The organism is Streptomyces sp. NPDC058671 (genome assembly GCF_042716475.1).
GTDB lineage: Bacteria > Actinomycetota > Actinomycetes > Streptomycetales > Streptomycetaceae > Streptomyces.
Map to the genome: position 1 here is coordinate 29599 of NZ_JBHXSA010000002.1, position 11451 is coordinate 41049.

Consider the following 11451-nt stretch of genomic DNA (forward strand, 5'->3'; position numbering starts at 1 on the left):
GTGCCCGGTCACGGTGCCGGGCGGCGCTGGGACGGTATCGCCGGAAGGGTGAACCAGACCGCCTTGCCGTGGGGGGTGGGGCGGTGCCCGCAGTCGCTGCTGAGCGCGCGGATGAGGAGGAGGCCGCAGCCGTGCTCCTGCCAGGGGTCGACCTCCGTCACCGGTTCGGGGCAGACGAGCGCGCCGGGGCGGCCGGGGTCGGAGTCGTGGACCTCGATCTGGCAGCCGCCGGGCCCCGGGAGCAGCTCGACGACGAGTTCGATGGGGCCGCGGCCGCCGGTGTGTTCGACGGCGTTGGCGACGAGCTCGGCGGTGAGGAGCTCCGCCGTGTCGCGGTCGGGGCCGTGGGCGGCCCCCGGGTCGATGTCGGACAGCGCGGTACGGATCAGGGCGCGGGCGATCGGCACGGCGGCGGTGGTGTGCGGCAGCTGGACGCGCCAGGCGGCGGGAGGGCCGGTCGCGGCCGCGCCGGGAGGCCGGCTCGCGGGGGCGTCGGCTTCGGGGCCGGTGGCCGCGCGTGAGTCGGTCGCGGACCCGGCGGCCGCGCGTGAGTCGGCCGCGGACCCGGTGCCTTCTGGTCCGGTGCCTTCTGGTCCGGTGGCTTCGGGCATGGGGGGCAGGGCTCCCTTCACCGAGGGGGGCGGTGGGGCGAGTGGGCGGGGCATCCAGAGACGTCCTGGTTTCAACCTTACGAGCTGTAATTTCTCGTTCCAGGGGCGCCCCTCCTTTACGGCGGGGACCTCCGCCCCCTCGTGCCCGGGACCTTGGCGGACGCCAGGCCATGTCGCGCACTCGTGACGACAGTCACAGTATGGTGATAACCTCCGAGCGGAGGAAGGAGGCCCTTCCCGATGAGCCCTTTCACCGGCTCCGCCCCCCGCACGGCGGACTGGCGGCATCTGCGACTCGACATCGACCGGGGCGTCGCCACGGTCACCCTCGCCCGGCCCGCGAAACTCAACGCCCTCACCTTCGGCGCCTACGCCGACCTGCGTGACCTCCTCGCCGAGCTCTCCCGCGAGCGGACCGTCCGCGCCCTCGTCCTCGACGGCGAGGGCCGGGGCTTCTGCTCCGGCGGTGACGTCGACGAGATCATCGGTGCCACCCTCGCCCTCGACACGGCCCAGCTCCTGGACTTCAACCGGATGACCGGACAGGTCGTCCGGGCCCTGCGCGAGTGCCCCTTCCCGGTCGTCGCCGCTCTCCACGGCGTCGCCGCCGGCGCCGGGGCCGTCCTCGCCCTCGCCGCCGACTTCCGGATCGCCGACCCCACCACCCGTTTCGCCTTCCTCTTCACCAGGGTCGGCCTCTCCGGCGGCGACATGGGCGCGGCCTATCTGCTGCCCCGGGTCGTCGGACTCGGACACGCCACCCGGCTCCTCATGCTGGGCGAGCCCGTCCACGCCGCCGAGGCCGAGCGCATCGGCCTGCTCTCCGAGCTCACCGAGGAGGGCCGGGCGGCCGAGCGGGCCACCGCCCTCGCCCGTCGCCTCGCCGACGGCCCCGCCCTCGCCCTCGCCCAGACGAAGGCGCTGCTCACCGCCGAGCTCGACATGCCGCTCGCCGCCTCGATCGAACTGGACGCGGCCACCCAGGCCCTCCTGATGCACGGCGCGGACTACGCCGAGTTCCACGCCGCCTTCACGGAGAAACGGCCCCCGACATGGCAGGGCCGCTAACCATGCCGAGCCCGCCGGAGACTGCCCGCCCGCCGGAGACTGCCCGCCCGCCGGCTACACCCCGGTCACCGACCGCACGCCAGCCGCTGAGCACGGCCCCACCGCCGGCTGCCACATCCCTACCGTGGGCCACGCCCCGGCCACCGACCACACCCCAACCCCAGGCCACACCCCAACCCCAGGCCACACCCCGACCGGCGACCACACCCCAACCCCAGGCCACACCCCGACCGGCGACCACATCCCAACCGCAGGCCACATCCCACCCGTCGACCGCGCCCCGTCCGTCGAGCATCGCCGTAGTCGGAGGCGGCCCCGGCGGGCTCTACGCCGCCGCCCTGCTCAAGCGGCTCGACCCCGGTCGTGAGGTGACCGTCTGGGAGCGGAACGCGCCCTCCGACACCTTCGGCTTCGGCGTCGTCCTCTCCGACGAGACCCTCGGCGGCATCCGGGACGCCGACCCCGTCGTGTACGAGGCGCTCCGCCGCGACCTCGTCCGCTGGGACGCCATCGACGTCGTCCACCGGAGCCACCGCACCCGCTCCACCGGGCACGGCTTCGCCGCCCTGGGCCGCCGCCGGCTCCTGGAGATCCTGCACGCCCGCTGCGCCGACCTGGGCGTACGGCTCCGCTTCCGCACCGAGGCCCCGCCCGCCGACGTCCTCGCCGCCCGCCACGACCTGGTCGTCGCCGCCGACGGCGTCCACAGCCGCACTCGCGAGGCACACGCCCCGCACTTCCGCCCCACGGTCACCACCCACCGCTGCCGCTACATCTGGCTCGCGGCCGACGTCGCCTTCGACGCCTTCCGCTTCGAGATCGCCGAGACCGAGTACGGCGTGATGCAGCTGCACGCCTACCCGTACGAGGCCGGCGCCTCCACCGCCATCGTCGAGATGCGCGAGGAGGTCTGGCGCGCGGCCGGATTCGACGGGCTCGACGAGGCCGACTCCACCGTCCGCTGCGCGAAGATCTTCGCGGAGGCCCTCGGCGGGCGGGAACTCCGCGCGCACCGTTCCGCGTGGGCGGCGTTCCGTACCGTCGTCAACGAGCGCTGGTCCTACGGCAACACCGTGCTCGTCGGCGACGCCGCCCACACCGCGCACTTCTCCATCGGCTCCGGAACCAAACTCGCCGTCGAGGACGCCCTGGCCCTGGCGCACGCCGTGGGCGGGCACCGGACGCTCCCGGACGCACTCGCCGCCTATGAGGCCGAGCGCCGTCCCGTCGTCGCGTCCACGCAGCGCGCGGCCGCCGCCAGCCTCCACTGGTTCGAGGAACTCGCCGGCCGCGTCGACCGCCCGCCCCGCCGGTTCGCCTTCGACCTCCTCACCCGCAGCCGCCGCGTCACCCACGCCAACCTGCGGCTCCGCGACCCGGACTTCACCACCGCCGTCGAACGCGACTTCGGCTGCCCGCCCGGCACCCCGCCCATGTTCACCCCGTTCCGGCTCCGGGGCCTCACCCTGCGCAACCGGGTCGTCGTCTCACCCATGGACCTGTACGTCGCGGAGGACGGCGTTCCCGGCGACTTCCACCTCGTCCACCTGGGGGCCAGAGCCCTCGGCGGTGCCGGGCTCGTCATGACCGAGATGGTCTGCGTGAGCCCCGAGGGCCGCATCACCCCCGGCTGCACCGGTCTCTGGTCCGACGAGCAGGCCGCCGCCTGGAGCGGGATCAGTGCCTTCGTCCACGCCCAGGCACCCGGCACCGCGCTCGGCGTCCAGCTCGGCCACTCCGGCCGCAAGGGCTCCACCCGCCGCATGTGGGAGGGCATCGACCAGCCGCTCCCGGCCGGCAACTGGCCCCTGGTCGCCGCCTCGCCGCTCCCGTACCGGCCGGGTGTCAACCAGACCCCCCGCGCCCTCGACCGCGCCGGACTGGCCGCCGTACGCGCGGAGTTCACGGACGCCGCCCTGCGGGCCGCCCGCTGCGGCTTCGACCTGTTGGAACTGCACTGCGCCCACGGCTACCTGCTCTCCGGCTTCCTCTCCCCCCTCACCAACCACCGCACCGACGCGTACGGCGGCGACCTCGACGGCCGGCTGCGCTTCCCGCTCGAAGTCTTCGACGCGGTACGGGAGGTGTGGCCCGCCGACCGTCCGATGACCGTCCGGATCTCGGCCACCGACTGGGCCGAGGGGGGCACGACCGACGAGGAGGCCGTCGCCGTCGCCCGGGCCTTCGCGGAGCACGGCGCCGACGCGATCGACGTCTCCACCGGCCAGGTCGTCGCCGAGGAGACCCCCGCCTACGGCCGCTCGTACCAGACCCCGTACGCCGATCGGATCCGCAACGAGGTCGGGATCCCCGTCGTCGCCGTCGGCGCGATCTCCTCGTGGGACGACGTCAACTCCCTGCTGCTCGCCGGCCGCGCCGACCTCTGCGCCCTGGCCCGCCCGCACCTCTACGACCCGCACTGGACCCTCCACGCGGCGGCCGAGCAGGGCTACCAGGGCCCGGCCGCACCCTGGCCGGCGCCCTACCGAGCGGGCAGCCGCCGCCCTCCCACCGGCCGCCGCGACTAGCGACCCGCCGCCCCCTGACCGGCCGCGGCGACCAGCGGCCCGCCTCCCATCGGCCGCCGCGACCAGTCACCCGCCGCCCCCCCGGTCGGCCGCCGCGACCAGTCACCCGCCGCCCCCCCCGGTCGGCCGCCGCGACCAACCACCCGCCGCCCCCCACCGGCCGGTGCCTGCTCCGAGTGGCCGTACGCCGTTCGCCGCCTCGGCGCGGCTCGGGTGGGATGGGGCAGCGACCACTTCTCCCATCGCGCCCCCACCCACGGGGTGCTCCGGAAGGACGGCTCTCCATGTCTGTGAGCGGCGACGGGCCCGACGGCGGCCACCGGCGTCCGGACGGTGTCACCGACGCCACCGTGGAAGCGCTCGGCTCCCTGTCGAAGGCCTTGGAGACGACCGAGCGGGCCCGCGGTCACCTCTACTCGTTCCACCAGCTGACGGGACGCGCGGACCTCGAACTGGACCGGGCGACGCGGCTGCTGAGCGACGCCGGTCACAGCGCCTGGGCCGACCGCGTGCGGCGGGAGATCGTGGGCCGCAACGTCATCCCCGGACGCTGGACCTTCCAGATCGTCGAGGAGTACAACCGCACCTACTACGAGCCGTTCCGGTCGGTGGAGCGGCAGGTCCTGGCCGACCTGGCCGAGGGGAAGGACCACCTGTACGAGGCGGAGATGAAGGAGGCCCGCCGCACCGATGGCCACCCCGACCACGCGGCCCGCCCCGACAGTCCCGGCACCGGTCGCCAGTGACGGTCTCGCGGAGAGGCCACCGGTTCGGAGCTGCCGGCCGGACCGGCCGTCACCCCTCGGCGGCCGCCTGCCGGATCAGCGGCTCGAACTCCCGCCGCACGTAGACGTCGAAGGGCTGCGTCAGCGCGCCGTCGATCACCCGCCGCACCCGGTGCTCCGCCGCGAACGCCTTGATCACGGCGCGGGATTCCGGCCCCACACCCCCGCCGATGATCAGCACGCCGAACTCCTCGGCTTCCATCAGCTTCAGGGCCTCCTCGTCGGTGCTCACCCCCTCCGCGTCGAACCCGTCCTCGCGCAGTGTCGTCAGCACCGCCGTCACCCTTGCGGGCGTCCTGCCCAGTACCAGCGTCCTCATGGTCGTTCCTCCCGGGTACGTCGACATCGGCATCCCCGAACCTAGAAGCTCAACCCGACTTGAGGTCAACCCCGCCGCCCCGACCCGCCCCCGCAACCCGTGCGCCGCCGGACAGGACCCGGCTAGGCGGGTTCTCCGGAGAGGAACGGGCGCACGAAGTCCGCGCCCCGGTCCCGCAGCAGTTCGTGCAGGGCCGTGAAGACCTCCACCGAGCGTCTCCCCGGCCAGTCGTCCGGCAGCAGCTCCGCCGGAAGCACCGGGTCCGCGTACGGCAGCCTGCGCCAGGAGTCCAGGGCGAGGAGGTAGTCCCGGTAGGCGTCCTCAGGGTCCGCCGGCGCCGTCCGCCAGCCCCGGAGCACCGGCCCGTGGGCCGCGAGGAACTCCTCGTGCAGCGCGGCGATAGCCGGCAGGTCCCACCAGCGGGCCACCGCCCCGGCCGTCGCCGCGTACCCCAGGTGGTCGCCCCTGAAGAGGTCCACGTACGGCGAGAGCTCCAGGCGTTCCAAGGTGTTCCTGGTCTCCTCGTACAGCCGCGCGGGCGCGATCCAGACGCCCGGCGCCGCCGTACCGAAGCCGAGCCGGGCGAGTCGGGAGCGCAGCAGATGGCGCTTGTGCCGCTCGGCCTCGGGCACCGAGAAGACGGCGAGGACCCAGCCCTCGGACAGTTTCGGCTCGGTACGGGCGTAGATACGGCGGTCGCCGTCGTCCAGGAGCCGACGGGCGTCCTCCGAGAGGGCGTACCCGGCGGCCCCGTCCGCCGTCCGGCCCGGCAGCAGCAGCCCGCGCCGCTTGAGCCGCGAAACGGAGGAACGCACCGAGGGCGCGTCCACCCCCAGCACCGCGAGCAGGCGGACGAGCGCGGCCACCGGCACCGGCGAACCGTCGGGGGCACGGCCGTACGCGCCGTAGAGGGAGACGATCAGGGATCGGGGAGTGTGCTGCTCGGCCACGTGATCACTTTAGGGGGTGCCTCGCCGATCGGGCGGGGTCGTACCGGGTCCGCGCGCAGCCGGAAGCGCTGGAGCTTGCCCGTCGGCGTCCGGGGCAGGGCGTCGAGGAAGACGATCTCGCGGGGCGACTTGTACGGGGCGAGGCGGGCGCGGACGAAGGCCCGCAGCGCCGCGGCCGTGGTGGCGTCGCGCGGCACCCCGTCCCGTACCACCGCGTAGGCCACGACGACCTGGCCGCGCAGCTCGTCGGGGCGGCCCACCACGGCCGTCTCCAGCACGTCGGGATGGCCGAGGAGCGTCTCCTCGACCTGGGGCCCCGCGATGTTGTACCCGGCCGAGATGATCATGTCGTCGGCCCGTGAGACGTACCGGAACCAGCCGTCGGGCTCGCGGACGTACGTGTCCCCCGTGATGTTCCAGCCCTCCCGTACGTACTCGGACTGGCGGGGATCGGCCAGATAGCGGCAGCCCACCGGGCCGCGCACCGCGAGCAGCCCCTCCTCGCCGTCGGGGACCTCCCGGCCGGCGTGGTCCGTGATCCGGGCCTGCCAGCCGGGCACCGGGCGGCCGGTGGTGCCGGGGCGGATGTCGCCGTCGGCGGCGGAGATGAAGATGTGGAGCAGCTCGGTCGCCCCGATGCCGTTGATCAGACGCAGCCCGGTGCGCCGGTACCAGGCGGTCCAGGTGGCCTCCGGCAGGTTCTCGCCGGCCGAGACGCAGCGGCGCAGCGACCCGACGTCGGGGGCGGTGCCGAGGGCCAGCTCGTCGAGCATGACCCGGTACGCCGTCGGGGCGGTGAAGAGCACCGACACCCGGTGCCGCTCGATCGCCGCGAGCAGTTGCTTGGGCCCCGCCTGTTCGAGCAGGACCGCGCTCGCCCCGGCCCGCAGGGGGAAGACGACGAGCCCGCCGAGGCCGAAGGTGAAGGCGAGCGGCGGTGAACCGGCGAAGACGTCGTCGGGCCGGGGGCGCAGGACGTGCGCGGAGAAGGTGTCGGCGACGGCCAGGACGTCCCGGTGGAAGTGGACGCACCCCTTGGGCCGGCCCGTCGTGCCGGAGGTGAAGGCGATCAGGGCCACGTCGTCGGCTGCCGTGGCCACCGCCGGGTACGGGCCGGGGCGGCGGGCGGCGAGGGCGAGGAGGTCGTCCGGTCCCTCCCCGCCGAAGGGGGTGACGCGGAGTCCCGGGATCCGGGCCGCGAGGAGCTCGTCGAGGGTGTGGGCGTCGCAGAGGGCGTGGGTGCAGCGGGCCGCGTCCGCCATGACGGCCAGCTCGGGGGCGCGCTGCTGGGCGAGGACGGTGACGGCGATCGCGCCGGCCTTCATCACGGCGAGCCAGCAGGCGGCGAGCCAGGGGGTGGTGGGGCCGCGCAACAGGACCCGGTTCCCGGGCCGGACCCGCAGGTCGGAGGTGAGGACGTGGGCGATGCGGTCGACCCGGTCCTGGAGCTCCCCGTAGCTCCAGACGCCGCCCTCGCCGTCGTGGAAGGCGGGCCGCTCGGCGCCGAATCGTTCCACCGTGCGGTCGAGGAGTTCCGTGCCGCAGTTGAGCCGGTCGGGGTAGGCGAGCTCGGGGAGGTCGAAGACGAGCCGCGGCCACCGGTCCGGTGGCGGAAGCCGGTCGCGGGCGAAGGTGTCGAGGTGGGCCGAGGGTGTCAGCTCCATGAGTCCGTCCCCCTGTCGTGGTGGGGTCGCCCGTCGCCACACGAGCGTATCGTGTTGGTGACGGCAGTCAACGGTTCGCGACAAGGGTGCCCGGCGACGAAGGGACGACGGCGTCCGGCGACGACGGGACGACGACGCCCGAGGGCGTCAGAGAGGGCCCACATGCCCGCATTCTCGCTCGATACGGCACAGACCACCTGGTGTGCGGAGCTCCGCGCCCTCGCCGCCGAACGCCTGCGGCCCCTCGCCGAGAAGGGCGAACCCGGCCGGGTCAACCGCCCCCTCGTCGCCGCCCTCGGCGAACTCGGCCTCCTCTCCCGGCTCTTCGACGCGGGCGCCCTCGACCTCTGCCTCCTGCGCGAATCCCTCGCCCGGACCTGCACCGAGGCCGAGACCGCCCTCGCCCTCCAGGGCCTCGGCGCCCACCCCGTCGCCGCCTACGGCACCCCGGCGCAGCGCGCCCGCTGGCTCCCCGAGGTCACCGCGGGCCGGGCCGTCGCGGCCTTCGCGCTCTCCGAACCGGGCGCCGGCTCCGACGCGGCCGCCCTCGCTCTCGACGCCGTCCCCGACGGGCGCGGCGGCTGGCGGCTGCACGGCGAGAAACAGTGGATCTCCAACGCCCCCGAAGCCGACTTCACCACCGTCTTCGCCCGCACCACCCGGGGCGCGGGCTCCCGGGGCGTCACCGCCTTCCTCGTCCCCGCCGACCGGCCGGGCCTCGGCGGCGAGCACCTCGACATGCTCGCCCCGCACGCCCTCGGCACCCTCACCTTCGACGGCGTCCCCGTGGGCCCCGAGGACCTCCTCGGCGAACCCGACGCGGGCTTCCGGGTCGCCATGCACACCCTGAACCTCTTCCGGCCCAGCGTCGGCGCCTTCGCCGTCGGCATGGCCCAGGCCGCCCTGGACGCCGCCGTCGCCCACACCGCCGCCCGCCCCGCCTTCGGCGGCCACCTCGCCGACCTTCAGTCCGTCGCCCACCGCATCGCCGAGATGGCCACCCGCACCGAGGCCGCCCGCCTCCTCGTGTACGCGGCGGCCGCGGCGTACGACGAAGGCGATCCGGACGTGCCCCGGCGCTCCGCCATGGCCAAACTCCTCGCCACCGAGACCGCCCAGCACGTCGTCGACGCCGCCGTCCAACTCCACGGCGCCCGCGCCCTGCAACGCGGCCACCTCCTGGAACACCTCTACCGTGAGGTCCGCGCACCCCGGATCTACGAGGGGGCCACCGAGGTCCAGCGCACCATCATCGCCAAGGAGCTGTACGCGTCCCACCACCGCCACGAAGAACCGTCCCCGGGCCGCGCCGCCGGCGGGAACCGTCCCCAGGAGCCGGTCATGAGTCGTGACGCGACACCGCACGAGGAGGAACCGTCCCCATGAGCCTGCACCGGCACAACCCCGCCGAACTCGCCCCGCCCAGTGGCTTCTCCCACGCCGTCACCGCCACCGGCACCCGGTTCGTCTTCCTCGCGGGCCAGACCGCCCTCGACAGCGAGGGCGCCGTCGTGGGGGACACCCTGGCCGAGCAGTTCACGACCGCCCTCGCCAACCTCCTCACCGCCCTGCGGCACGCCGGGGGCACCCCCGCCGACCTCGCCCGCGTCACCGTCTACACCACCGACGTCGACGAGTACCGCACGCACGCCCATGAACTCGGCCGGATCTGGGGCCGGTTGGCGGGCCGCGACTACCCGGCGATGGCCGTCATCGGCGTCGTACGCCTCTGGGACGAACAGGCCAGGGTGGAACTCGACGGCTTCGCGGTCCTGGACGAGCCCGCCCACGCTTGATCAACTGGTCAGCCGCGCGGGCCGGGCTTAGTGTCGAAAAGGTGGACTGACCGGCCCACGGCTCACTCACCAGGCGAAGCACTTGAGGCGCCCACATGAGTACACCCAAGCCGACGACACCGGCACAGACCGCCACCCCGGGGAACGGCAGTGACGGCAAGGGCATCGCCCTGTTCGTGATCGCCTCCTGCCAGCTGATGGTGGTCCTCGACATCACGATCGTGAACATCGCGCTCCCCCATATCCAGACCGCGCTGGACTTCTCCACCACCAGCCTGGCCTGGGTCGTCAACGCCTACACCCTCACCTTCGGCGGCCTGCTGCTGCTCGGTGGCCGCGCCGGCGACATCCTGGGCCGACGACGCGTCTTCATCTTCGGCGTGCTGCTCTTCGGACTCGCCTCGCTCTTCTGCGGACTCGCGCAGAGCGAGTGGCAACTCCTCGCCGCCCGAGCGCTCCAGGGCGTCGGCGGCGCCATAGCCTCGCCGACCGCGCTCTCCCTCATCACCACGACGTTCGACGAAGGCCCGGAACGCAACCGGGCCTTCGGCGTGTTCGCCGCCGTCTCGGCCGGCGGCAGCGCGATCGGCCTGGTCGCGGGAGGCATGCTCGTCCAATGGCTGGACTGGCGCTGGATCTTCTTCGTCAACGTCCCCATCGCCCTGCTCATCGCCTTCCTCACCCCCCGCCACGTCAAGGAGTCCGAGCGCAGCCCCGGCCACTTCGACCTCACCGGCGCCCTCACCTCGACGCTCGGCATGGTGGCGCTGGTCTACGGGTTCATCCGCGCCGCCCAGGAGGGCTGGCGCGACCCGTACACGATCGGCTCGTTCGTCGCGGCGGTCGTGCTCCTGGCCGTGTTCCTCCTCGTCGAACGGCGCTCCCAGCAGCCCATCACGCCGCTGCGCATGTTCGCCGACCGCAACCGCTCCGGCACCTACGCCATCATGCTGTGCCTGGCGGCGGCGATCTTCGGGATGTTCTTCTTCCTCACCCTGTTCGTCCAACAGGTGCTGAGCTTCAGTCCCTTGAAGGCCGGTCTGGCGTTCCTGCCGGTCAGCGCGATCATCGCGGTCGCCGCGGGACTCACCTCCAGCCTGCTGCCCCGCTACGGGCCGAAGCCGTTCATGGTGACGGGCTCGGTACTGGCCGCGGCGGGCCTCGCCTGGCTGACCCTGACCGACGTGGACTCCACCTACCTGGGCAGCATCCTCGGGCCGATCCTCGTCTTCGGCTTCGGTATGGGCTTCATGTTCGTCTCGCTGACCATCATGGCGCTGTCGAACGTCGAGCAGAGGGACACCGGCGCCGCGTCCGGCCTGCTCAACGCCACGCAGCAGGTGGGCGGTTCGCTGGGCCTCTCGATCCTGGTCACGGTCTTCGGCACGGCCAGCCGCAACGAGGCGGACAAGCAGGTCCCCGCCTTCCTCTCCCAGGCGAGCCCGCTGGAGAAGGCCGAGTTCGCCAGGACCGGCCAGCTCCCGCCCCCGTGGAGCGACCAGGTCCTCACCTCCGGAGTCTCGGCCGGCTTCGTCACGGCGGCGATCTTCGCCGTGCTGGGCGCCCTGATCGCCCTCTTCGTGATCCAGGTCCGCGCCTCGGACATCGAACGCCTCAAGGGCGGCGTGGTGCCGCCGGCCTGAGTGTGCCCGAGGGCCCCGGGACGGCGTAATGAAAATGATTGTCATTCTGGTATGGTCGGCGCGTACCCGCTCGCCGCGCCCTCCGAG

General features: G+C 73.7%; 10 protein-coding genes. 6 read left to right on the top strand and 4 right to left on the bottom strand.

The features are described 5' to 3' along the window. Positions 1-8: 8 nt before the first annotated feature. Positions 9-428, bottom strand: coding sequence for an ATP-binding protein (locus ACFWV2_RS02330; protein ID WP_384401422.1), 420 nt, complete (start codon positions 426-428; stop codon positions 9-11). A 423-nt stretch (positions 429-851) separates the two neighbouring features. Here ACFWV2_RS02330 and ACFWV2_RS02335 point away from each other — a divergent pair, with 423 nt between their 5' ends. The 3 genes from ACFWV2_RS02335 to ACFWV2_RS02345 all read left to right on the top strand — a co-directional run bounded on the left by ACFWV2_RS02335 (position 852) and on the right by ACFWV2_RS02345 (position 4953). Continuing rightward, positions 852-1679: an enoyl-CoA hydratase family protein gene (locus tag ACFWV2_RS02335; protein ID WP_384400426.1), complete on the top strand. Its 828-nt coding sequence runs from the start codon at positions 852-854 to the stop codon at positions 1677-1679. Between the two features lie 293 nt (positions 1680-1972). Continuing rightward, positions 1973-4207, top strand: coding sequence for a bifunctional salicylyl-CoA 5-hydroxylase/oxidoreductase (locus ACFWV2_RS02340; RefSeq protein WP_384401425.1), 2235 nt, complete (start codon positions 1973-1975; stop codon positions 4205-4207). A 284-nt stretch (positions 4208-4491) separates the two neighbouring features. After that, positions 4492-4953 (top strand): hypothetical protein, encoded by a 462-nt coding sequence (locus ACFWV2_RS02345; RefSeq protein ID WP_384400429.1) that lies wholly within the window; start codon positions 4492-4494, stop codon positions 4951-4953. Between the two features lie 49 nt (positions 4954-5002). Here ACFWV2_RS02345 and ACFWV2_RS02350 read toward each other — a convergent pair whose 3' ends face one another. The 3 genes from ACFWV2_RS02350 to ACFWV2_RS02360 form a co-directional block, all read right to left on the bottom strand. Continuing rightward, a complete protein-coding gene (locus ACFWV2_RS02350; RefSeq protein WP_384400431.1) occupies positions 5003-5311 on the bottom strand; it encodes a hypothetical protein in 309 nt (102 codons plus the stop codon). 122 nt (positions 5312-5433) lie between these two features. Next, positions 5434-6261: a PaaX family transcriptional regulator C-terminal domain-containing protein gene (locus tag ACFWV2_RS02355; RefSeq protein WP_384400434.1), complete on the bottom strand. Its 828-nt coding sequence runs from the start codon at positions 6259-6261 to the stop codon at positions 5434-5436. Further along, on the bottom strand, positions 6231-7925 hold the full coding sequence (locus ACFWV2_RS02360) for an AMP-binding protein (RefSeq protein ID WP_384400437.1): 1695 nt from the start codon (positions 7923-7925) through the stop codon (positions 6231-6233). The genes ACFWV2_RS02355 and ACFWV2_RS02360 overlap by 31 nt, the downstream gene beginning before the upstream one ends. A 162-nt stretch (positions 7926-8087) precedes the next feature. Between ACFWV2_RS02360 and ACFWV2_RS02365 the strand changes: the two genes are divergently transcribed. The 3 genes from ACFWV2_RS02365 to ACFWV2_RS02375 all read left to right on the top strand — a co-directional run bounded on the left by ACFWV2_RS02365 (position 8088) and on the right by ACFWV2_RS02375 (position 11364). After that, positions 8088-9311, top strand: a complete 1224-nt coding sequence (locus ACFWV2_RS02365; protein WP_384400440.1) for an acyl-CoA dehydrogenase family protein — start codon at positions 8088-8090, stop codon at positions 9309-9311. Next, positions 9308-9721, top strand: coding sequence for a RidA family protein (locus ACFWV2_RS02370; RefSeq protein ID WP_384400443.1), 414 nt, complete (start codon positions 9308-9310; stop codon positions 9719-9721). The genes ACFWV2_RS02365 and ACFWV2_RS02370 overlap by 4 nt, the downstream gene beginning before the upstream one ends. Before the next feature lie 95 nt (positions 9722-9816). Beyond that, entirely contained in the window at positions 9817-11364 is a 1548-nt protein-coding gene (locus ACFWV2_RS02375; RefSeq protein WP_384400445.1) for an MFS transporter, read from the top strand. The last annotated feature ends 87 nt before the right edge of the window (positions 11365-11451 follow it).